The sequence below is a fragment of the Streptomyces speibonae genome (assembly GCF_984686075.1).
Window position 1 is genome coordinate 1,591,537 of sequence record NZ_OZ480260.1, and the last position, 20,909, is coordinate 1,612,445.

Below are 20,909 nucleotides of genomic sequence, written 5' to 3' on the forward strand. Positions count from 1 at the left end.
CCCCGCCACGGGCAATCTTCCAGTAAGCAGAAATCAACTTCCGATATACGAAACAATCGCCTCGTCAGCAGCAGCCAGCAGGAAGGAGCGCGACCCCGATGGGATTCGCAGAGCAGCGCTTCACCGTCAACCTGTCGATCCTCTTCACGGAACTCCCGCTCCTGGAGCGCCCCGCGGCCGCCGCCGCGGCCGGCTTCACCGCCGTCGAGCTGTGGTGGCCCTGGACCGGCTCCCCCGCCCCCGAGCGCTCCGAGCTGGACGCGCTGGGCAAGGCGGTCCGGAACGCGGGCGTGCGGCTCACGGGGCTCAACTTCTACGCCGGACGGCTGCCCGGCCCCGACCGCGGCGCCCTGTCCGTCCCCGGCGAGGAGTCGGAGCGGTTCCGCGCCAACGTCGACGTGGCCGCCGCCTTTGCCGAGTCCCTCGGCTGCACGGCCCTCAACGCGCTGTACGGCAACCGGGCCGAGGGCGTGGATCCGGCCGAGCAGGACGCGCTCGCGCTGGACAACCTCGCCCTCGCGGCCCGCGCCGCCGACCGGATCGGCGCGGTCCTGCTGATCGAGGCGCTCAACAAGCCGGAGTCGCCGCTGTACCCGCTGGTGTCGGCGCCGGCCGCGGTGGGCGTCGTGGACAAGGTGAACGCGGCCACCGGGCTGGACAACGCCCGGTTCCTGATGGACCTGTACCACCTGGCGATGAACGGCGAGGACCTGCCCGCGGTGATCGACCGGTACGCCGGGAGGACCGGCCACGTACAGATCGCCGACAGCCCCGGCCGCGGCGCGCCCGGCACCGGCGCGCTGCCCCTGGAGGACCTGCTGGACCGGCTGCGCAAGGCCGGTTACGAGGGCAGGGTCGGCCTGGAGTACAAGCCCGGCGACCGTCCGAGCGCCGAGGCCTTCGCCTGGCTGCCCCGCGAGGCCCGCTGACCCCACCCCCTTCTCTGAGCGAGAGGCACCCTCATGAGCACCCTTCCCCCCTCTTCCCGCCCGGCCCGCCCGGCGGTCGCCTGGATCGGCCTCGGCATCATGGGCTCCCCCATGTCCGAGAACCTGATCAAGGCGGGCTACGAGGTCACCGGCTTCACCCTGGAGCAGGAGAAGCTGGACCGGCTGACCGCCGCCGGCGGCACCGCGGCCGGTTCGGTCGCCGAGGCGGTGCGGGACGCCGATGTGATCATCACGATGGTTCCCGCCTCTCCGCAGGTCGAGGCGATCGCCTACGGCCCGGAGGGCATCCTGGAGAACGCGCGCTCCGGCGCCCTGCTGATCGACATGTCCTCGATCACCCCGCAGACCTCCGTCGACCTGGCCGCGGCGGCGAAGGACAAGGGCATCCGGGTCCTCGACGCCCCGGTGTCCGGCGGCGAGGCCGGCGCCGTCGAGGCGGTGCTGTCCATCATGGTCGGCGGCGAGCGCACCGACTTCGACGCCGCCAGGCCCCTGTTCGAGGCGCTGGGCACGACGATCGTGCTGTGCGGGCCGCACGGCTCCGGGCAGACCGTGAAGGCCGCCAACCAGCTGATCGTCGCCGTGAACATCCAGGCGTGCGCCGAGGCCGTGGTCTTCCTGGAGAAGTCGGGCGTGGACCTGACGGCGGCGCTCGAGGTCCTGGGCGGCGGGCTGGCCGGCTCGACCGTGCTGAACCGCAAGAAGGACAACTTCCTGAACCGGGACTTCGAGCCGGGCTTCCGCATCGACCTGCACCACAAGGACATGGGCATCGTCACGGACGCCGCCCGCTCGGTCGGCGCGGTGCTGCCCGTCGGCGCCGTGGTCGCCCAGCTGGTGGCCGGCCTGCGCGCCCAGGGCGACGGCGGCCTGGACCACTCCGCGCTGCTGCGGGCGGTCGAGCGGCTGTCCGGCGCCCGGGTCTGATCCGCCCCCTTCGGTCCTCCGGACGGCGCCGTCGCCGACACCTGTTCTGTCGCGCCCAGGGCGACGGCGCCGCCCGGAACTCCTCGCGCCCCGCGCGAGGACCGAGCACGACGACTCGCGCGCGGCCCCCGACGGGAGGTCGGGGCCGTGCGCGCAGCCCGCGGCGTCGCCGTACGGCCCGATGAGGGGTGGCCGTGCGGGCGCGGCGGGCGGGGCGAGGGCGCCGCGGCGGCCTGCGAGCCAGTGCGGTGGTGAAGGCGGCGGGACTCCTTCTTCGACCTGAGGGGAGGGGCTCCGCCACCGTCGTGGCCGCCGCGGTCCCCCGGCCGGAAGGCCGGGCCCCTCCCTCTCCGGCGCCCGGATGCGGACGGTCCCGCATCCGGGCGCTCTCCCGTGCGCGGGGTGCGGATCGGCCCGGCGCGCAGCAGCCTGGGGGCATGGCATCCCACGGAGCATCCGCACATCGTGGGTCCACTCCCCCGCCCATGGGGTCCCCCACGCCCTTCAGGCAGCGGGGGAGGCTCCCGGCGGGTCACCTCGGACGACGAGACGCTGGGCCTCGCCACGCACGTCGACGACGTGAGCGAGATCCTGCGGCCGTGGGCGCGGCCGCTACGGCAACGTCCGTAGGCGGGCTACGGCACCCTCAAATGAACCTCTGAACCTCGCCTCCCGGGGCTTCGGCGGGCCCCGCGCGCGGAACCATCCCCGCACACGGGGCCCGCCGGCACGGGGGCGGCGGGCCCCCTGTCCGAGGGGGTCCTGTCATGACCGACACCGCGCGTGTCCGGGAAGCGCCGCACGAGCTCGCCCTGCTGGCCGGGGGGCCGCGCGCCGCCGTCATCGTGGCCGTCGTCGCCCTGCACCTGCGCGGCGCCGTCGAACCCGGCGCCTCGCACACGGTGGTGGCGGTCGGCAACGCGGCGGGGCGCGCGCTGCCGCCGCTGCCGGATCAGGAGGACGACGTCCCGGCGGAGCTGAGGGTGCCGTACCTGGAGAGCGCGGTGTACCGGAGACTGCACAAGCCTTGCCACGTACGGGAGTTGCTGCGCGACCCGGACGTCCGGTGGGCGGTCGAGACGCTGCTGAACGGGCTGGCGGAGACGGGCATGGTGAGTCCGCCGGCACTGGGTACGACGCGGGCGGCGCGCCGTCGGCTCCAGGTGCTGAGCACCGCGTATCCCGTCCCGGCGCGCGGGGACGGCCTCTCCGAGGAGGAGAAGCTGCTGGCCGTCGCCCTGCACGGCCAGGCGGCCCTCCGCGTCGTCGTCCCCCGCTTCGCCCTCCGCGCGGGCTTCACGGAACGCGTCCGCCTCCGCCGCAAGCGCGCCCTGCGCCGCTTCTCCGGCACCTCCTACGCCTCCGGCAGCTCCGGCGGCTCCGGCGGCGTCTACACGGGCCCCCAGTACTGCGGCGGCGCGTTCGGCTGCGCGGGCGGCGACGGGTCCGGGGGTGGCGGTGGCTGCGGCGGCGGCTCGAACTGAGCGAACGGCGTGAGGGGCGGGCCGTCGTCCGGACGGGCCGCCCCTCCGAGGTGTGCGGGGTGGGTCAGGCCTTCAGGGGCCGCACCGCGGTGGGGGCGTGGGCCGGTTCGGTGGCGAGGGGTTCGAACTCGGCCACGTCGCTTATGTCGTTGGTGGTCGACATGGCGATGTCGGTGACGCGTTCCAGGATCGCCTCCACGATCACCGGGACGCGGTGCTCCGCCGCGAGTTTCTTCGCCTGCTCGAAGGCCGTGCCCAGTTCGTTCGGATCGGTGACGCGGATCGCCTTGCAGCCCAGGCCCTCGGCGACCTTGACGTGGTCGACGCCGTAGACGCCCAGTTCGGGCGTGTTGATGTTCTCGAACTCCAGGTTGACCTGGAAGTCGATGTCGAAGGCGCGCTGCGCCTGGCGGATCAGGCCCAGGTAGGCGTTGTTGACCAGGACGTGGACGTACGGGATGCGGTGCTGTGCGCCCACGGCCAGTTCCTCGATCATGAACTGGAAGTCGTAGTCGCCGGAGAGGGCGACGACCTGCGCCTCGGGGTCGGCCTTGGCCACACCCAGCGCGGCGGGGACGGTCCAGCCCAGCGGGCCCGCCTGGCCGCAGTTGATCCAGTGCCGCGGCCGGTACACGTGCAGCATCTGCGCGCCGGCGATCTGGGAGAGGCCGATGGTGGAGACGTACCGGGTCTCGGGTCCGAAGGCCTTGTTCATCTCCTCGTACACCCGCTGCGGCTTGATGGGGATGTCGTCGAAGTGCGTACGGCGCTGGAGCGTGGCGCGCTTGTCCTGCGCGGCGGCGGCCCACGCGGAGCGGTCCGGCAGCCGGTCCGCCGCCCGCATCTCCTCGGCGACCTCGACGAACAGCTCCAGCGCGGCGCGCGCGTCGGAGGCGATGCCGTAGTCGGGGGCGAAGATCCTGCCGATCTGGGTGGGCTCGATGTCGACGTGCACGAAGGTGCGGCCGGCCGTGTAGACGTCGAGCCTGCCGGTGTGGCGGTTGGCCCAGCGGTTGCCGATGCCGAGGACGAAGTCGGACTCCAGGAAGGTCGCGTTGCCGTAGCGGTGCGAGGTCTGCAGGCCGACCATGCCGGCGTTGAGCTCGTGGTCGTCCGGGATGACGCCCCAGCCCATGAGGGTCGGCACGACCGGGGTGCCGGTCAGCTCGGCGAACCGGACGAGCAGGTCGGACGCGTCCGCGTTGATGACACCGCCGCCGGCGACGATCAGGGGGCGCTGCGCGGCGTTGAGCAGCGACAGCGCCTTCTCGATCTGGGCGCGGGAGGCGGCGGGCCGGTGGACCGGGAGCGGCTCGTAGGTGTCCGGGTCGAACTCGATCTCCGTCAGCTGCACGTCGATCGGCAGGTCGATCAGGACCGGTCCGGGACGGCCGGAGCGCATGAGGTGGAAGGCCTTCTGGAAGACGCCGGGGACCTGCGCGGCCTCCAGGACGGTCACCGCCATCTTGGTGACCGGCTTGGCGATGGAGGCGATGTCGACGGCCTGGAAGTCCTCCTTGTGGATCACCGCGGTCGGCGCCTGGCCGGTGATGCACAGGATCGGGATCGAGTCGCCGATGGCGGAGTACAGGCCGGTGATCATGTCGGTGCCGGCCGGTCCCGATGTGCCGACGCAGACGCCGATGTTGCCGGGGTGGGTGCGGGTGCAGCCCTCGGCCATGTGCGAGGCACCCTCGACATGGCGGGCGAGGGTGTGGGTGATCCCGCCGGATGCCTTCAGGGCCGCGTAGAAGGGGTTGATCGCCGCGCCGGGGACGCCGAACGCGTCGGTGACGCCCTCACGCTTGAGGATCTCAACTGCCGCGCGGGCAGCGGTCATTCGAGCCATCGAGTACTCCTGCTCCGACTGTCGGATCCGCACTCCCGTCGCGCCCCGCGGTGAGCTTCTCCGGTTTGATTCCGCATAATGGAATTGAACTTCTACTAAGTGGAATGAATGTAGGCCGGGTCGCCGAACCGCGTCAAGAGACGTCAAGAGAAGGGCAAGTGCCGGACACGGGCGCACCGGTGGTGGACGATGGTCGGCGCCTCGAGAACCCGGGAGAGGGGCCATGACCCAGAGCGTGCCGGTGCGCTGTCCCGCCTGTCGGCGCTCGCACCGCTTCACGGCACCGTCGTACCCCTGCGCCTGCGGCGCGCCCGTCTCCCCGCCGCTGGACCTGGACGGGGTGCCCGGCACCGTCGACCACCGTGCCTGGCGGGAGGAGTGGGTGACGCTGCGCTGCCGCGGCTGCGGCTCGCACGGGGAGTGGCCCCGGCCCGAACTGGGCTGCCCGTGCGGGACGGTGCTGCGCATCCCGGTCGCCGGGCAGGAGGCCGCCGTCCCGGCCGGCCGGCCCGCGCGCCCCGCCTTCCGCCCGGTACCCATCCGCACCGCGCGGGACGTGGTCACGGCGGCCGTGCTCCATCTGCGCCGGCTCGGCCACGCGGACATCCGGCGCGCCGACCAGCGGCCGCCGTCCGGCATCGGGCTGGCCGGGCGGGGCGTACTGGCGCACGTCGACCCGTCGGCGGGGCCGGTCACCGCGCGGGACGTGGAGTGCCTGTGGCTGACGGCGATGACCGAGTCCGCAAACTGTCTGTACTTCTCGCTGGGCGGATTCACCGAGGAGGCCCGGCTGCGCGCCGACACCCTGGGCGTGCCGCTGTTCCTGCTCGACCTCACCGGGACCCCGCAGCCCCTGAACGGCCCCGCGGACGGGCTGGACGCCGACGGGTCCTGAAATCCCGGAGACGCGCGCACCGGGGACGTCCGATACTTCTCGGATGCGCATCCGTCCCGCCGCCCCCGGCGACCTGCCCGTCCTCCAGGACATCGAACGGGCGGCCGGCACTTTGTTCCGCGACATCGGCATGCCGGACATCGCCGACGACGAACCGCCCGCCCTGGACGAGCTGGAGCGCTACCGGCGGGCGGGCCGCTGCTGGGTCGCGGCCGGTGCGGGGGACGCCGAGCGGCCCGTCGCGTACCTGATCGCCGAGCCGGTGGACGGCGCGCTCCACGTGGAGCAGATATCCGTCCACCCGGACGCGGCCCGCCGCGGCGTGGGCCGGGCGCTGCTCGCGTACGCCGCGGACCGGGCCCGCGCGGCGGGACTGACCGCGCTGACCCTGACCACCTTCGCCGGCGTCCCGTGGAACGCCCCGTACTACACCCGCCTCGGCTTCCGGGCGCTGACCGAGCCCGAACTCACCCCGGGCCTGCGCCGGATCCGCGCCGAGGAGTCCGCGCACGGCCTCGACCGGTGGCCGCGCGTGTGCATGCGCGCGGAGCTGCCGCTCGCCGGCGGGGCGACCGCCCGGCCGTCCGCGTGACGGTCCTGCGGGCCGGACCTCCCCGGCGGGACCGGGGTGGTCACCTCCGGGACCGCCCGCCTTCCGGCTGCCCCTCTACCCCGTCGCGTACCGCTCCCGCAGTTCCACCTTGCGTACCTTCCCGGAGACCGTCATCGGGAAGGTGTCGAGGAGCTGGAGGCGGCTGGGGATCTTGTAGTGGGCCAGCCGGCCGTCGCAGTAGGCGCGCAGTTCCTCCAAGGTGAGCGGGTCGGCCGGGTCGCGCGGGATGACACACGCGAGCACCTCCTCGCCGTAGCGCTCGTGCGCACCCCGACGACCTGGACGTCCGCGATCTTCGGGTGGGCGTAGAGGAACTCCTCGATCTCGCACGGGTAGATGTTCTCCCCGCCCCTGATGATCATGTCCTTGATGCGGCCGACGATCTCCACGTATCCGTCGTCCCGCATGACCGCGAGGTCCCCGGTGTGCATCCAGCGCGCCGCGTCGACGGCCTCCGCGGTCTTCCCGGGCTCGTTCCAGTAGCCGAGCATCACGCTGTAGCCCCGGGTGCACAGTTCGCCGGAGGTGCCGCGCGGCACGGTGACTCCGGTGGCCGGGACGGCGCCGATGCGGGCGGTGGCGTACTGCACGAGGACCCTCCCCCACTGCCTTGAAGGCGTGGGAGGTACCCCCAGGGGCAGTTGACCGCCCAGATGCCCACCCGGTCGCCCCTCGCGATGCCCTTCGCCAGCAGTCCGCGCGCCACCTCCTCGACGGCGGCGCCGAACTCGGCGCAGGTCCAGCGCCGTCCGGAGGGCACGTCCACCAGCGCCTCACGTCCGGGCCAGGCGGCGATCGCGCGGTCCAGGTTGGCGCCGATGGTGTCGCCCAGCAGGGGCGTCGCGGAGGTGCCGTGCGTGTACGACGGGGCCGCGGTCACCGGAAGTCCTCCTCGCGGTACTCGGCGGCTGAGCCGGCCGCTGTGGCCTCGCGCAGCTCGATGCGGCGGATCTTGCCGGACACGGTCTTGGGCAGCTCGCCGAACTCCAGCCGGCGGATCCGCTTGTACGGAGCGAGCGCCTCGCGGGCGTACTCGAAGAGCACCTTCGCGGTCTCCGGGTTGCCGAGCATCACCAGCACCCGGTCCTCGGCGGCCACCCCGTGCCGCCGCAGCCAGGCGGCCACCCGGTCGGAGCGGCGGGCCAGTTCGGCGAAGGACATCCGGGTCTCCCGGCCGTCCTCCTCGACCAGGTGCAGGGCGGTGCGGTCGTTGTCGTCGGCGATCACGTCGAACCAGTCGAGCGCCCAGTTGAACCGCTCGGGCCGGGGCCAGTCGAAGTCCCGGTGGGCGGTGGCGTAGTCCTCGCGGTGTTCCAGCAGGAAGTCCCGGGCCCTGCGGAACTGCTCCGTCCCCGTCGTCATGCGTCCTCCTCGGTGCCGGACCTTGCCGGGCGGCTCCACGTCATCGTGTAATCCGTGATGCAGGTCTCACTACCCCCCAACGGGGGTGTGCGGCCGCACGGGAGCCTTGGCGGAGGGGCGAACAGGTGACAGCTGACCCGATGAGGGCGAACGAGACGGCGGAGATCGGCGGGGCCCTGGTCCGGCTGCGGCGCGCGACCGGCCTGCCCGTCGCCTTCGGCGGGCTGGTGGAGCCCGGCCGCCGGCAGGTGCGCATCACCGAGCTGAGCGGCACCGCGACGCCCGCGCTGAGCGCGCTCGCGGTGACGCCGGGCAACGGCCTGGGCGGCAAGGCGGTGGCGCTCGCCCGGCCGTGCGCGGTGACGGACTACTCCCTCTCGCGGCAGATCAGCCACGAGTACGACGTCCAGGTCGCCGCCGAGGGCCTGCGCTCCGTGGTCGCCGTCCCCGTGGTCGTACGGCGACGGGTGCGGGCGGTGCTCTACGGCGCCCTGCGCGCCGCCCAGCCCCTGGGCGAGCGCACGCTCGACGAGGCGGTGCGGACCGCGCGGGACGTGGAGCAGGCCCTGGTGGTCCGGGAGGAGGCGGCGGACCTGCTGGCGGCGGCCCGTCCGCGGCCGGAGCCGGAGCGGGGCCACGGGGCGGCCCGGGAGCAGGTGCGCGAGGCGCACGCGGCGCTGCGGGCGCTCGCCCCGCGCATCGCGGACCCCGCGCTGCGGGCCGAGCTGCTCGCGGCGTGCGCGCCGCTCACCGGGGAGAACGCCGCGTCCCGGGCGGTACAGCTCGCTCCGCGCGAGGTGGACGTGCTCGCCTGTGTGGCGGCCGGGGCGACCAACGGCGCGGCCGCCATGGGGGTCCTCCCACGCCTTTCGGGCAGTGGGGGAGGCTGGGGGTGACGGCGGAGACGGTCAAGGCGTATTTGCGGTCGGCGATGCGCAAGCTGGGGGTGCGGACGCGGGCAGGCGGTCGTCGAGGCCCGCCGGGCGGGGTGGTTGCCGTAGTTTTGTGAGGGTTTTCCCACGCCGGGCATTACCACCAGTACAGTTTGGATTTACCGTTGCTCCGCCCGCTGTAATTTGCCTCACTACACCGTCCGCCCGGGATTAAGGAGCCTGTTGCCTAATATTGGCCGGGACACGCCTCACGGAGGGGAGCGGTGACCGTGCGACGGGACTTCAAGGAGCCTGCCAGGTACCGCCCCGACCTGGTCATTGGCCGGGAGGAGCTGTTCTCCGACACCCGGGAGCAGCTCGCCCGAGGGGGCAGCGTGCTGCTCCACGGGCCCGCCGGAATAGGAAAATCGACCGTGCTGCGGGCACTTGCGGCGGAAAACGCCGGTGCCGCGCGGACGGTGTTGCGCTGCTCGGCCACGGAGTCCGAATCGCATCTTCCGTTCCTGGCGCTGGCGGACCTGTTCGGTCTGGTCGTCGACGAGGTGGCCGACCGGCTGCCCGCCGCCCAGCGCACCGCGCTGGAGTCGGCGCTCACCGGGCGCGGCGAGTCCACGCTCCAGCGGGACGGGCTGGCGCTGCGCCTGGCGGTGTTGTCCACGCTGCGCGCGCTGGCCGCCGAGGGCCCGGTCCTCGTCGTCGCCGACGACCTGCAGTGGCTGGACCCGGCCAGCGCGGAACTCCTCGGCTTCGCCGCCCGGCGGCTCGGCGACAGCCCGGTGCGGATGCTGTGCGCGGTGCGCACGGACGGCGAGGAGTACGACCACGACCGTCATCTGCGCGCCTGCCCGCCGGACACGCTCGCGGTGCGCCTGGGCCCGTTCACCCGCACCGAGGTGTCGGCGCTGCTCGACCACCGGGGCTACACGGGTCTGTCCCGCTCCACGGTCCGTGACATCCACCGCACCAGCGCCGGCAACCCGCTGTTCGCGCTGGAGCTGGGCCGCGCCCTCGCGGAGAGCCCCGCCCGGCCCCGTCCCGGCGAGCCGCTGCCGGTGCCGACGTCGCTGCGGGCCCTGGTGCTCAGCCGGCTGGAGATGCTGTCGGACGAGGCGCGCCGCACGCTGCTGGTGGCCAGCGCGGGCGCCCGCCCCACCCTGGCGCTGCTGCACGCGGCCGGCCGGGACAACGCCGAGGCGGAGACGGCCCAGGCCGCCGCGCTCGGCCTGCTGACGACGGACCCGGAGGAGCCCGCCCTGCGCTTCGCGCACCCGCTGATCTCGGCCGCCCTCTACGCGGAGGCGCCCGCGGCCGAGCGCCGGGCCGTGCACACGGCGCTGTCGACGGCGGCCTCCGACCCCATCGAGCGGGCCCGGCATCTGGCGCTGGCCGCCACCGGCACCGACCCGGAGGTGGCGGCCCGGCTCGCCGAGGCCGCGGCGCTGGCCCGGGACCGCGGGGCGCCCTCGGTCGCCGCCTCGCTCGGGCTGCTCGCCGCCCGGCACACCCCCGCCGACGGCGATCCTGCACCGGACGAGCGGCGGCTCCAGGCCGCCGAGGACGCCATCACGGCGGGCGAGGTCGATCTGGCCCGGGACATAGCCCGGGAGGTGCTGACGCGGGCGACGGTGCCGGCGGAGCGGGTGCGGGCGTGGATGGTGGTCATCGAGGCGGCCGGGCAGGCGCTCGGCGAGGTCGACGCGGTCTTCCCGCAGGTGCTGGCCGACGCCGGTGACGACCCCCGGCTGCTCGCGCTGGTCCACTACCAGCTCGCCTGGCGCGAGGTGGTAGTGGATGGCGACTTCGCCAAGTCCCGCCAGGAGGCCGCCCACGCGGCGGAGCTCGCCGCGCGCGGCGGGGACCGGCGCACCGAACTGATGGCGCTCGCCTTCCAGTCGTCCACCGAGACCCTGATGGGCCACCCGGACGCGCCCACCACGATCCAGCGGGCCCTCCAGGAGCCGCAGGACCCAGATGTGGCCAGCCACCACAACGGCGCCGCGATGGCGCGCTTCCGGTGGCTGCTCATGAGCGACCAGCTGCCGGAGGCCCGCACGGCCATCACCGCGCTGCTGCGGGAGGCGCGGCGGCGCGGCATGGTCGAGAGCGAGGTGCACTTCTCGCGGCTGCTCGCCGACACCGAACTGCGCTTCGGACACTGCGGCCGGGCCCTGGACCTGTCAGGCGAGAGCCTGCGGCTGGCGCGGGACTCCGGCATCGGCGAGAGCGCCTCGGCCATGCTCGCCTCGCTCGCGGAGGCGTCGGGCGGGGACGTGGAGCGGGCGCTGGCACTGGCCCGTGAGTCCGCGGACCACGCGGAGGTGGACGGCGACCAGTTGTACCTGTCCCTGGCCCTGGCGGCCCTGGGCTACGCCCAGTTGGTGGCCGGGGACGCGCAGGCCGCGGTCCGTTCGCTGCGCCGGGTGCGGGAGCTGGAGCACGGCATGGGCATCAGCGACCCCGCGCGGGGCCGCTGGCAGGGCGACCTGGCCGAGGCGCTGGTGCGCATCGGTGAGCCCGGTGAGGCGCAGGAGCTCATCAACGTCACCCGGGTGCACGCGCTGCGGCTGAACCGGGCGAGTGTGCTGGCGGTCCTCGACCGCGCGGAGGCGCTGGTGCGCGCGGCTCGCGGCGAACACCAGGCCGCGCAGGCGCAGTTGGTGTCCGCTCAGGAGCGGCTCGGCAAGCTCGGCTTCGGACTGGAGGAGGCGCGGGCGGCCTTCGCGCTGGCCCGGCTGCGCGCCCGGGAGCGGGGGCCGGGCGGGTACGACGAGGCCGCCCGGCTGTTCCGGCGCTGCCGTGCGCTGCCGTGGCTGCGGCAGGTGGAGCAGGCGGTGGCCGCGGGGCCGGCGGAGCCGGTGCCGGCGGCGCCTCCGGCGGTGCTGGACGGGCTGGCGTCGATGGAGCGTCAGGTCGCGGCGCTGGTCATGGAGGGGGCGACGAACCGGGAGATCGCCGGGCGGCTGTTCATCAGCGTCAAGACGGTCGAGGCGACGCTGACCCGCGTCTACCGCAAGCTTGGCATCCGCTCCCGCGTCGACATAGTCCGCCTCGCGGCGGGCCGCCGCACGCCGTAACGGGGCCGCGCGTCAACGTTCTTCGCCCCCGCCGCCCCTTCCCGTCCCGACCCCTGGGGCTGCGCCCCCCAGACCCCCCTTTCGGCCCTTCGGGCCTCGTCCTCAAACGCCGGACGGGCTGAATTTGCCCGTCCGGCACCATCCAGCCCCTCCGGCGTTTGAGGAGCGGGGGTCCGGGGGCAGCGCCCCCGGGGTCGGGACGGGAAGGGGCGGCGGGGGCGAGAAAAGGTGGGCGAGGCGCACCCCGCCCCCGGGGGACCGAGGGTTATCCCTGTCCCAACTCCCGTAGGGGGTTCCCTCATTGGGGACGCCACCGCCGCGGCCCTAGCGTGAACGCCGTGCCGCTCGCCGGACACACGGAGACCGCAGCCCGACAGGGCCCGGCCCCCGCCAGCCCGCGCGACCCCCCACCGGCAATCCCTAGGAGACCGATGTCCGGGCTCACCCGCGCAAGACAGGCCGCCGCCGCCCTCGCGGCCACCGCGGCAGCCGCCGCGACCGCACTCGTCGCCGCCCCCTCCGCCGTCGCCGCCCCCCAGCCCATCGTCGGCGGCACCACGACCACGACGTCCGCGTACCCGTTCATGATGCAGATCACCGACGCCTCGCAGGACCAGTTCTGCGGCGGGACGCTGGTCTCCCCCACCAAGGTCGTCACCGCCGCGCACTGCATGGTCGGCGAGACCACGAGCAGCGTGCGCGTGGTCGGCGGGCGCACCTACCTCAACGGCACCGACGGCACCGTCGCCAGGGTGAGCCGGATCTGGATCCACCCGGACTACCGGCGCGTCACGAGCGGCGACGACGTGGCCGTCCTGGCCCTGTCGGCACCCATGCCGTACGCCACCGCGTCGTACGTCTCCGCCTCCGACACCGGCGTGTACGCGGCCGGGACCACCGCCCGCGTCCTCGGCTGGGGCACCACGTCGTCCGGCGGCAGCTCCTCCAGCCAGCTGCGCACCGCCACCGTCCCGACCGTGTCCGACACCAGTTGCACCGACTCGTACCGCAGCCGGTACGTGCGCAGCGACATGGTGTGCGCCGGGTACGCCGCCGGCGGGGTGGACACCTGTCAGGGCGACAGCGGCGGGCCGCTGCTGATCGGCGGCCGGCTCGCGGGCATCACCTCCTGGGGCGACGGCTGCGCGGCGCCCCGCTCCCCGGGCGTCTACACCCGGCTGACCACGTTCTCCGACGAGGTGACGGCCCAGGTGGGCGGACAGACCACGCCATGACGTAGAACACCCCATGAACCAGGGGGCGTTGCGAGCTTCCACGAGCAGCCCGCAGCGCCCCCTCTCCATGCGCGCGGTCAGCCGCGCACGGTCCCGAAGCGGATGTCGTACGACGTCTCCGGGTGCATGACCCGCAGCATCCGCTCCCCCTCCGCGGCGACCTCCTCGCGCTGCCTGCCGCCGAGCCGCCCGAACGGCTCGACGACGAGGGCGTCCGCGTCCAGCCGCCACACGCCGGCCAGGAATCCGTCGACGAGGAAGGTGCGGTAGGCGGTGTTGCCCTGCCAGCTGCGGCCCCGGAACTCGGGCGGGACGACGCGGGTGCGGTCGGCGTGGGAGAGGAGCAGGTTGTCGAACTCGGGCAGGAAGCGGGGCGGCGCCGGGGTGCCGGGGTCGGGGCGGGGTGCGTCCGGGAGGTCGAAGAGCTCGGTGCCGGACTCGTCCCGGAAGGTGAGGAGCCGGGGGCGCAGCCGCTCGAAGGCCTCCCGCAGCCGGGTCAGTCCGGCCCACGTCTGCATGTCCTTCACCGAGGCCGGGCCGAAGGCGGCGAGGTAGCGCAGGACGGTGGCGTCGGGTGTCGCGGGGGCCGGCTCGGCGGGGCGTCCCAGCCAGTGCTCGGCGGTGGTGAGCGCGACCTGTCCGCTGCGTCCCCACAGTCCGCGCGGGGTGACCTGCACCAGGGGCAGCCTGCACCGGGCGGCGACGGCGAGGGCCCCCGGGTCGGCGTCCGGCCACTCCTTGCGCAGCTCCTCGCGCAGCTGCTTCATGGTGCGCGGCTCGGCCTCCACCAGCTCGCGGGCGAGGACGGCGAGCCGGTCCAGGTCGACGCCGGTGAGCCCCTTGCGGAACTGGGTCAGCTCCCGGTCCCGGGCGGGCTGCACCAGGGGCCGCAGGGTGAGGCAGTCGTCGGCGGTGTGGGTGTGGATGGTCGAGCGCATGGTGACGATGCGGACGACGTCCCGGTCGGCCATCGCCCGGGACAGCGCCTCGGGCGCGAAGCCGTCGAGGCGGGCGGTGAGCGCGTAGTACGGCGGCTTGACGTTCTGCGCCTGGAGACCGAGCAGGTGCGCGACCGCGTCCCGCGCGGACATCGGCGAGCGGCGCAGCAGCAGCTGCCGTTCGAGCGTGGCCCGGTTCAGTGCCCGGGTGCCGAGCACGGCGGCGGGCTGTGTCGTCGGCCTGGTGGCGCTCCGCTTCGTCGTCGTCATACCCGCACGCTAACGGCCCTTGCGGTCAGTTTCCGTCCGCAAGGCACGGCCCGCGATCACCGACGTGTAACACCGCGGCGACCGGAGAACGCTGAGTCATTGGGGCCGCCCGTCCGCGGCCCGTACGACCGACCGACCAAGGAGAACCCCCCATGACGTCCCCTCCCTCGTCCCCTCCCCCGTCCTCCTCCCCCGCCGGTGATCATCTGCCGGTCTACGACGGTCTGGTGCGCGAGCGCGGCGACGTCGTGGCCGAGGCGCGCGAGGTGTCCGAGCGCACGCACCACCAGGTACGACAGGCCCTGGCCGGGCACCCCGGTGGCCGCCGGGAGCCCCCCGCGAGGCCCCGTTCCCGCTGACCCGCTCCGGGCCGATTGCCTTCCGCCGGAGCGGGGCACTCGGTGGCACTGTGTACGAGCGAGAGAACTCACGACCGCGCCGGGTCCTGCTGACCGGATGGTTCAGCTTCCGCGACGGTGAGGCGACCGCCGGCGACGTGCTGGCGGTGCGCCGCGTGGAGGAGGTGCTGCGGGCGTCCGGGACGCCGTACGACGTCGCGTGGAGCCCCGCCTTCCTGCCGGACGCGCTGCACCTCGACAGCGTACGGCCCGGCGACTACTCCCATCTGGTGTTCGTGTCCGGGCCGCTGCACGGGCCGCAGGTCGAGGAGCTGCACCGGCGCTTCGCGCACTGTGTGCGGATCGCCGTGGGCACGTCGGTGATCGACCCCGACGACCCGGCGGCGAGGGGTTTCCACCGCGTCCTGCCACGGGACGCACCGGGCAGCGAGCCCAGCGAGGACCTGGCGGCCCGCGCGCCCGCGGTGCCCGCACGGCCCGTGGTCGGGGTGATCCTCACCAACGGGCAGGAGGAGTACGGGGAGCAGCGGCGGCACGCCCAGGTCGCGGACCGGGTGACGCGCTGGCTGGCCGGCAAGGACTGTGCCCGGCTGGAGCTGGAGACCCGGCTGGACACCCACGACTGGCATCTGAGCGCGACACCCGCGCAGGTGCAGTCGGTACTGGCCCGCCTCGACCTCCTCGTCACCGACCGGCTGCACGGGCTGGTGCTCGCCCTGCGGGTGGGAACGCCGGTGCTGGCGGTGGACCCGGTGGCGGGCGGCGCCAAGGTGAGCGCGCAGGCCCGCGCCGTCGGCTGGCCCGCGCTGCTGTCCGCCGAGCAGCTGGACGAGCGCCGTCTCGACCGGTGGTGGGACTGGTGTCTGACCTCGGGCCGGGTCGCCGCGCGTCAGGTCCGTGACGCGTTCCGGGACGGCAGGGTGCCGGACGGCGCGGACCGGCTGATGGAGGTGCTCGCACCGCGCGCCACCGCCGGTTAGCCCGGCGGCCGGCCGGGCACCCGGGAGTCCCGCGGTCGTCCTTGGAGGAGACAGGTGTCCATCGGTCGGCTCCCCGAACACGAACAGCACATCCTCGACGAGATCGAGCGGACGCTGCGCCGCGACCGCCGGCTGGACCGGCGGCTGCGCACGCTGAAGGTGCGCCGGGGCCTCGACGTCACGCGCCCGCTGACGCGTGTCGCGGCCTACCGCCCGCGCGGGTGGACGGTGGCGGCGCTGCTCACGGTGGCTGTCGCGCTCATGGTCACCGGCATCATGACCTCGGCCCCGTGGGCGATCTGGGCGTTCGCCGGGGTGTGGCCGGTCGCGCTGTTCGCGGCGTTCCGGCTGCTGTGCCGGTGGTCCGGCGGCTGAGCCCCCCGTATCGGCCCTGAACGGGCCTCGTCCTCAAAACGACGGGGCGGACGCGCGCGGGATCGGCGTTGTAGGGGACGTCGTGGACCAGTGTGCCGTCGCGGTCGAACAGCACCGCCCGCACCGGGCTCACCGGGCCGCCTCCTGCCACGCGGGGGCGTTGCGGTGGCGCCAGGCGCCGGCCAGCCGGTGCCAGGTGGCGAGGGGCGGGATGACCACGCTGGTGGCCAGCATGGTGGTGACCTCCTCGGGGGTGCGTGGCCCGGGGACGATGCGGGACCGGGCGAACTCGGCGGTCCCGGCGGCCCAGCCGAGCGCGCAGACGCCGGCCGCCCGGCGGTGCCCGGTGGCCCCGAGGACGCAGGCGGCGGCCCCGGCGGCGGTGATCGCGGCGTGCCGGCGGATCCGGCCGCGCGGTGCGACGGCCTTGTCCCACCAGTCGGGGCCGTGCAGCCGCCGCATCAGGGCGTCGTCGGCGTGCCCGCGCTGCCGGCCCAGGGACGCCCAGCGGGACGCGGGCCGCACGGGGTGCAGGGTGGAGCGGTGGCCCCGGCGGATGCGCCACCCGGCGTCGAGGAGGCGCAGCGCGAGGTCGGCGTCCTCGCGGTACGGGCGGCGGAAGCGTTCGTCGAAGCCGCCGGCCTGTTTCAGCGCCTCGGTGCGGTAGGCCATGTCGGCGGCGATCCAGCGGCCCAGGGAGAGCCCGGCGGTGCGGCGTTCCCAGTCGTTGGGGCGGCGCTTCTCGGGCAGCGGCACGGTGATGACGCCCTGGACGCCGGCGGTGTCGGGGGACGCCTCCGCGAGGTCCCGCACGAGCTCCGCGCACCAGTGCGGGCCCACTTGGACGTCGTCGTCGAGGAAGACCACCCAGGGCGCGGTGACCGCGCGTACGCCGGTGTTGCGCGCGGCGGCGGGTCCGTGGCCGCCGCCTGCCCTGACGGTGGTGCGTTCGCGCAGGTCGCCGAGGACGCCCAGGGCGTGGCCCAGCGCGTCGGGGGCGGGCGGGACCTCGGGCCGGTCGTCGACGAGGACGATCTCGTCGGGGCGCGGCCCGCGCGACGCGGCGAGGGCGGCGAGGCAGTCGGCGAGGGTGTCCCGCACCAGGGTGGGGATCACGACGGCGTACGACGTCATCCGGACGCCCTCCGACGGACTCCGGTACCGGGGGTGCGCATCGGGGCTGTACTCCGTCCCTGTGAGGCGTGCGGGGGCTACCGGGGCGCGGGTGCCGCATCCGCGGTTGCCTCAAACACTTGGACACAGCTTGTCCCGAACCACGGCTTCGGGCACGTTCGCACCGGAATCCGCGCGGTGGACGGCCGACGAGGGGTGCCCGGCGCTGGGCCGTCCGGGTGAGGGGGACCCGGGCGTGCCGTCGGGCGGACGGGGTTTCCTAGGATCTCCCCGTGGCCACCTTCCAGCTCCAGCGCACGGCTCCGCTCCCCCTCGACGAGGCCTGGCGACGGCTCACCACGTGGCCGCGCCACGGCAAGGCGGTCCCCCTCACCCGGATCAGGGTGACCACTGGCCCGCCCACCGGCACGGGCACCCGGGTCGTCGCCCGCACGGGCCTCGGCCCGCTCTCCTTCGACGACCCGATGGAGGTGACGGTGTGGCAGCCGCCCGCGGAGGACTCCCCGGGGCGGTGCCGGCTGGAGAAGCGCGGCCGCGTCGTCAGGGGGTGGGCGGAGATCGAGGTGCGCCCGGGACCGGGCGGCCGGGCGCGGGTGATCTGGCGCGAGGACATCCGGGTCCGCTTCCTGCCCGCCGCAGCCGACGCCCTGCTGGCGCGGGCCGGGCGCCAGGTGTTCGGGCGGGCGGTGAACCGTCTGCTCAGGTGGGACTGAGGCACCTCCCGGGACCGGCGCTCAGGCCACGGTGCCGATCCGGTCCGCCGGCGCGCCCGTGCCGTCGTGGTGGATGGGGGTGTGAGCGCCGGTGAGGGACGCCCCGCTGCCGCCGCGCCGGTTCGCGACGATCTCCGCCGCGATGGACAGCGCCGTCTCCTGTGGCGTACGGGCGCCCAGGTCCAGGCCGATGGGGGACCTGAGCCGGGCCAGTTCCAGGTCGGTCACGCCGGCTGCGCGCAGCCGGGCGTAGCGGTCCAGGTGGGTGCGGCGGGAGCCCATCGCGCCGACGTAGGCCACCGGCAGGCGCAGCGCGCGCTCCAGCAGCGGTACGTCGAACTTCGGGTCGTGGGTCAGGACGCACAGGACCGTACGGGCGTCCACGGAGGTGCGTTCCAGGTAGGTGTGGGGCCACTCGACGACGATCTCGTCGGCCTCGGGGAAGCGGGCCCTCGTCGCGAACACCGGGCGGGCGTCGCACACCGTGACGTGGTGGCCGAGGAACTTGCCGACCCGTACCAGCGCCGCCGCGAAGTCGATCGCGCCGAAGACGATCATCCGGGGCGGCGGGACCGAGGACTCGACCAGCAGGGTGAGCGGTGCCCCGCACCGCGAGCCCTGCTCGCCGATCTCCAGCGTGCCCGTGCGGCCGGCGTCCAGGAAGGCGCCCGCCTCGGCGACGACCGTGCGGTCCAGTTCCGGGTGGCCGCCGAAGCCCCCCTCGTACGACCCGTCGGGGCGGACGGTCAGCGCCCGGCCCAGCAGCTCCGCCGGACCGCTCACGATCCGCGCCACCGCCGCCGCCTCCCCTCGCGCGGCGGCGGCGAGCGCGGACGCGAGCACCGGGCGGGCGGGGTCCGCCGCCCGCACCGGTGTGACCAGGATGTCGATGATGCCGCCGCAGGTCAGACCGACCGCGAAGGCGTCCTCGTCGCTGTAGCCGAAACGCTGGAGTACGGTCTCGCCGTCCGCCAGCGCCTGCTCGCACAGCTCGTACACCGCGCCCTCCACGCACCCGCCGGAGACCGATCCGACCGCCGTGCCGTCGGCGTCCACGGCCAGCGCGGCCCCGGGCTGCCGGGGCGCGCTGCCGCCGACCGCCACCACGGTGGCGACCGCGAAGTCACGGCCCTGCTCGACCCACCGGCTCAGGTCCTCGGCGATGTCCAGCATCTCGGTCTCCTCGACTGCGGTTGCGCGGAAGGTGCGGCGGGGCGGGCGGCTAGTGGACGCCCAGCCAGCTCTCGATGGGGGCGAGGGCGAAGTAGACGACGAAGACCAGCGTCAGGCCCCACATGAAGGCACCGATCTCCCGGGCCTTGCCCTCGGCGGTCCTGATGGCGACGTAGGAGATGACCCCGGCGGCCACGCCCGCGGTGATGGAGTAGGTGAACGGCATGATCACCACGGTCAGGAACACCGGGATCGCGGTGGCCCGGTCGGCCCAGTCGACATGGCGGGCGTTCATCATCATCATCGCACCGATGACCACCAGGGCGGCGGCCGCGACCTCGCCCGGCACGATCGCCGTGAGCGGGGTGAAGAAGAGGCAGGCGGCGAAGAAGACTCCGGTGACGACGGAGGACAGGCCGGTCCGGGCGCCTTCGCCGACCCCGGTCGCCGACTCGACGAACACGGTCTGGCCGGAGGCCCCGGAGACGCCGCCGATCGCGCCGCCCGCGCCGTCGATGAACAGGGCCCTGGACAGGCCCGGCATCCGGCCCTTGTCGTCGGCGAGCTTCGCCTCCGTGCCGACACCGATGATCGTCGCCATGGCGTCGAAGAAGCCCGCGAGCACGAGCGTGAAGACGATCATGGCGACCGTCATCGCGCCGACCTCGCCCCAGCCGCCGAACTCGACGTCCCCGAAGACGGAGAAGTCGGGCATCGACACCGCGCTGCCGTGCAGTTCGGGGGCGCCGCTCGCCCACTGCTTCGGGTCGATGACCCCGAACGCGTTCAGACCGACCGCGAGCACGGTGCCGCCGAGGATGCCGATGAGGATCGCGCCGGGGACGCGGCGCGCCTGGAGCATGAAGATGGCGAGCAGGGTGACGGCGAACAGCAGCACCGGCCAGCCGGCCAGCTCGCCCGCCGGGCCCAGGGTGACGGGGGTGGCCTCGCCCTGGTGCACGAAGCCGGCCTTGTAGAAGCCGATCAGGGCGACGAACAGGCCGATGCCCATGGTGATCGCGTGTTTGAGCGCGAGCGGGATCGCGTTCATGATCATCTCGCGCAGGCCGGTGACGACCAGCAGCATGATCACCACGCCGTACATCACGCACATGCCCATGGCCTGCGGCCAGGTCATCACCGGCGCGACCTGCGAGGCGAGGACGCCGGAGACGGACAGGCCGGCGGCGAGGGCGAGCGGGACCTTGCCGAAGAAGCCCATCAGCAGGGTGCTGAGGGCCGCGGCGAAGGCGGTGGCCGTGATCAGGGCGGTGCGGCCGAGGGTGTTCCCCGCGGCGTCCTCGCCGGACAGGATCAGGGGGTTGAGCAGGAGGATGTACGCCATCGCCATGAAGGTGGTGACGCCGCCGCGCACTTCGCGTGCGACGGTGGACCGGCGAGGGGAGATGTGGAAGTACCGGTCGAGCCAGGACCGGCCGGCCGGGACGCGGGTTCCCGCGCCCGCGTCGTCGGCGGTGGTCGCCGGCTTGAGGGACTGCTGGGTCATGTGGGCCTACTCCCAAGGTTCATAGGGGCCCCCGACGCTGCCGCTGCGGGCGGGGCCGGGATTTGGGAGGTGCCAGACCCGGGGGACGGCCCGGTACTGCACCTTGAGGTGGGGACATGCGCCGGGGGGGGTGACCGTGGGGGTGTTGGTCGCCTGCCCGGCGCGGGTGCCGCACGCT

17 protein-coding genes and 3 pseudogenes are annotated in these 20,909 nt (G+C 74.3%); 12 read left to right on the forward strand and 8 right to left on the reverse strand.

The annotated features are described in order from the left end of the window. The first annotated feature begins 98 nt into the window (after positions 1 to 98). The 3 genes from AC5L3C_RS07000 to AC5L3C_RS07010 all read left to right on the forward strand — a co-directional run bounded on the left by AC5L3C_RS07000 (position 99) and on the right by AC5L3C_RS07010 (position 3,361). A complete protein-coding gene (locus AC5L3C_RS07000) occupies positions 99 to 929 on the forward strand; it encodes a TIM barrel protein (RefSeq protein WP_493647674.1) in 831 nt (276 codons plus the stop codon). A gap of 33 nt (positions 930 to 962) precedes the next feature. Continuing rightward, a complete protein-coding gene (locus AC5L3C_RS07005; protein ID WP_493647676.1) occupies positions 963 to 1,877 on the forward strand; it encodes a 2-hydroxy-3-oxopropionate reductase in 915 nt (304 codons plus the stop codon). Between the two features lie 767 nt (positions 1,878 to 2,644). After that, on the forward strand, positions 2,645 to 3,361 hold the full coding sequence (locus tag AC5L3C_RS07010) for a TIGR04222 domain-containing membrane protein (protein WP_493647678.1): 717 nt from the start codon (positions 2,645 to 2,647) through the stop codon (positions 3,359 to 3,361). A 64-nt stretch (positions 3,362 to 3,425) separates the two neighbouring features. Here AC5L3C_RS07010 and gcl read toward each other — a convergent pair whose 3' ends face one another. Then, on the reverse strand, positions 3,426 to 5,210 hold the full coding sequence (gene gcl / locus AC5L3C_RS07015) for a glyoxylate carboligase (RefSeq protein ID WP_493647680.1): 1,785 nt from the start codon (positions 5,208 to 5,210) through the stop codon (positions 3,426 to 3,428). Between the two features lie 223 nt (positions 5,211 to 5,433). Here gcl and AC5L3C_RS07020 point away from each other — a divergent pair, with 223 nt between their 5' ends. Both AC5L3C_RS07020 and AC5L3C_RS07025 read left to right on the forward strand, forming a co-directional pair. Continuing rightward, complete coding sequence (locus AC5L3C_RS07020; RefSeq protein WP_493647682.1) at positions 5,434 to 6,105, forward strand: hypothetical protein; 672 nt, start codon at positions 5,434 to 5,436, stop codon at positions 6,103 to 6,105. A 43-nt stretch (positions 6,106 to 6,148) separates the two neighbouring features. Continuing rightward, positions 6,149 to 6,697 (forward strand): GNAT family N-acetyltransferase, encoded by a 549-nt coding sequence (locus AC5L3C_RS07025; RefSeq protein ID WP_493647684.1) that lies wholly within the window; start codon positions 6,149 to 6,151, stop codon positions 6,695 to 6,697. 75 nt (positions 6,698 to 6,772) lie between these two features. Here the strand turns inward: AC5L3C_RS07025 and AC5L3C_RS07030 are convergent. The 3 genes and pseudogenes from AC5L3C_RS07030 to AC5L3C_RS07040 all read right to left on the reverse strand — a co-directional run. Then, positions 6,773 to 7,275 (reverse strand): annotated as a pseudogene (locus AC5L3C_RS07030) (AMP-binding enzyme); the annotation flags it as partial. Then, positions 7,209 to 7,598 carry an AMP-binding protein gene (locus AC5L3C_RS07035; protein WP_493647685.1) on the reverse strand — a complete coding sequence of 130 codons (390 nt, stop codon included), beginning with the start codon at positions 7,596 to 7,598 and terminating at the stop codon, positions 7,209 to 7,211. The gene AC5L3C_RS07035 and the pseudogene AC5L3C_RS07030, both read right to left, overlap by 67 nt. Positions 7,599 to 7,777: 179 nt before the next feature. Continuing rightward, positions 7,778 to 8,080 (reverse strand): annotated as a pseudogene (locus tag AC5L3C_RS07040) (AMP-binding protein); the annotation flags it as partial. A gap of 140 nt (positions 8,081 to 8,220) precedes the next feature. Here AC5L3C_RS07040 and AC5L3C_RS07045 point away from each other — a divergent pair. From AC5L3C_RS07045 to AC5L3C_RS07055, 3 genes and pseudogenes are all read left to right on the forward strand, one after another. After that, positions 8,221 to 9,081: pseudogene (locus AC5L3C_RS07045) on the forward strand (helix-turn-helix transcriptional regulator). A 155-nt stretch (positions 9,082 to 9,236) separates the two neighbouring features. Further along, positions 9,237 to 12,047, forward strand: a complete 2,811-nt coding sequence (locus tag AC5L3C_RS07050; RefSeq protein ID WP_493647686.1) for an ATP-binding protein — start codon at positions 9,237 to 9,239, stop codon at positions 12,045 to 12,047. Positions 12,048 to 12,478: 431 nt separating this feature from the next. Continuing rightward, positions 12,479 to 13,282 (forward strand): S1 family peptidase, encoded by an 804-nt coding sequence (locus AC5L3C_RS07055; RefSeq protein WP_493647688.1) that lies wholly within the window; start codon positions 12,479 to 12,481, stop codon positions 13,280 to 13,282. 77 nt (positions 13,283 to 13,359) lie between these two features. Here AC5L3C_RS07055 and AC5L3C_RS07060 read toward each other — a convergent pair whose 3' ends face one another. Further along, complete coding sequence (locus AC5L3C_RS07060) at positions 13,360 to 14,490, reverse strand: winged helix DNA-binding domain-containing protein (protein WP_493647690.1); 1,131 nt, start codon at positions 14,488 to 14,490, stop codon at positions 13,360 to 13,362. Positions 14,491 to 14,642: 152 nt separating this feature from the next. Between AC5L3C_RS07060 and AC5L3C_RS07065 the strand changes: the two genes are divergently transcribed. From AC5L3C_RS07065 to AC5L3C_RS07075, 3 genes are read left to right on the forward strand one after another with little or no spacing between them, the layout of a single operon-like run. Continuing rightward, the gene (locus tag AC5L3C_RS07065; protein ID WP_493647692.1) at positions 14,643 to 14,849 is read left to right on the forward strand and encodes a hypothetical protein; all 207 of its coding nucleotides are present in this window, start codon (positions 14,643 to 14,645) and stop codon (positions 14,847 to 14,849) included. Positions 14,850 to 14,899: 50 nt separating this feature from the next. Then, entirely contained in the window at positions 14,900 to 15,829 is a 930-nt protein-coding gene (locus AC5L3C_RS07070; protein WP_493647694.1) for a polysaccharide pyruvyl transferase family protein, read from the forward strand. 54 nt (positions 15,830 to 15,883) lie between these two features. After that, positions 15,884 to 16,204, forward strand: coding sequence for a DUF3040 domain-containing protein (locus tag AC5L3C_RS07075; protein ID WP_493647696.1), 321 nt, complete (start codon positions 15,884 to 15,886; stop codon positions 16,202 to 16,204). Between the two features lie 129 nt (positions 16,205 to 16,333). Here the strand turns inward: AC5L3C_RS07075 and AC5L3C_RS07080 are convergent, their stop codons facing one another. After that, positions 16,334 to 17,338, reverse strand: coding sequence for a glycosyltransferase family 2 protein (locus tag AC5L3C_RS07080; RefSeq protein ID WP_493647697.1), 1,005 nt, complete (start codon positions 17,336 to 17,338; stop codon positions 16,334 to 16,336). Positions 17,339 to 17,610: 272 nt separating this feature from the next. Here AC5L3C_RS07080 and AC5L3C_RS07085 point away from each other — a divergent pair, with 272 nt between their 5' ends. Beyond that, complete coding sequence (locus AC5L3C_RS07085) at positions 17,611 to 18,051, forward strand: SRPBCC family protein (protein ID WP_493647699.1); 441 nt, start codon at positions 17,611 to 17,613, stop codon at positions 18,049 to 18,051. Positions 18,052 to 18,072: 21 nt separating this feature from the next. Here the strand turns inward: AC5L3C_RS07085 and AC5L3C_RS07090 are convergent, their stop codons facing one another. Together AC5L3C_RS07090 and AC5L3C_RS07095 are read right to left on the reverse strand one after the other, a co-directional pair. Continuing rightward, the gene (locus AC5L3C_RS07090) at positions 18,073 to 19,224 is read right to left on the reverse strand and encodes an XdhC family protein (RefSeq protein ID WP_493647700.1); all 1,152 of its coding nucleotides are present in this window, start codon (positions 19,222 to 19,224) and stop codon (positions 18,073 to 18,075) included. Between the two features lie 49 nt (positions 19,225 to 19,273). Further along, positions 19,274 to 20,731 carry an NCS2 family permease gene (locus tag AC5L3C_RS07095; RefSeq protein WP_493647701.1) on the reverse strand — a complete coding sequence of 486 codons (1,458 nt, stop codon included), beginning with the start codon at positions 20,729 to 20,731 and terminating at the stop codon, positions 19,274 to 19,276. Positions 20,732 to 20,909: the final 178 nt, after the last annotated feature.

What these genes read in the sequence shown, in the direction of transcription:
- AC5L3C_RS07000 (WP_493647674.1), top strand. Translation starts at nt 99, where the DNA reads ATGGGATTCGCAGAGCAGCGCTTCACCGTCAACCTGTCGATCCTCTTC.
- AC5L3C_RS07005 (WP_493647676.1), top strand. Translation starts at nt 963, where the DNA reads ATGAGCACCCTTCCCCCCTCTTCCCGCCCGGCCCGCCCGGCGGTCGCC.
- AC5L3C_RS07010 (WP_493647678.1), top strand. Translation starts at nt 2,645, where the DNA reads ATGACCGACACCGCGCGTGTCCGGGAAGCGCCGCACGAGCTCGCCCTG.
- gcl (WP_493647680.1), bottom strand. Translation starts at nt 5,210, where the DNA reads ATGGCTCGAATGACCGCTGCCCGCGCGGCAGTTGAGATCCTCAAGCGT.
- AC5L3C_RS07020 (WP_493647682.1), top strand. Translation starts at nt 5,434, where the DNA reads ATGACCCAGAGCGTGCCGGTGCGCTGTCCCGCCTGTCGGCGCTCGCAC.
- AC5L3C_RS07025 (WP_493647684.1), top strand. Translation starts at nt 6,149, where the DNA reads ATGCGCATCCGTCCCGCCGCCCCCGGCGACCTGCCCGTCCTCCAGGAC.
- AC5L3C_RS07055 (WP_493647688.1), top strand. Translation starts at nt 12,479, where the DNA reads ATGTCCGGGCTCACCCGCGCAAGACAGGCCGCCGCCGCCCTCGCGGCC.
- AC5L3C_RS07060 (WP_493647690.1), bottom strand. Translation starts at nt 14,490, where the DNA reads ATGACGACGACGAAGCGGAGCGCCACCAGGCCGACGACACAGCCCGCC.
- AC5L3C_RS07065 (WP_493647692.1), top strand. Translation starts at nt 14,643, where the DNA reads ATGACGTCCCCTCCCTCGTCCCCTCCCCCGTCCTCCTCCCCCGCCGGT.
- AC5L3C_RS07080 (WP_493647697.1), bottom strand. Translation starts at nt 17,338, where the DNA reads ATGACGTCGTACGCCGTCGTGATCCCCACCCTGGTGCGGGACACCCTC.
- AC5L3C_RS07090 (WP_493647700.1), bottom strand. Translation starts at nt 19,224, where the DNA reads ATGCTGGACATCGCCGAGGACCTGAGCCGGTGGGTCGAGCAGGGCCGT.
- AC5L3C_RS07095 (WP_493647701.1), bottom strand. Translation starts at nt 20,731, where the DNA reads ATGACCCAGCAGTCCCTCAAGCCGGCGACCACCGCCGACGACGCGGGC.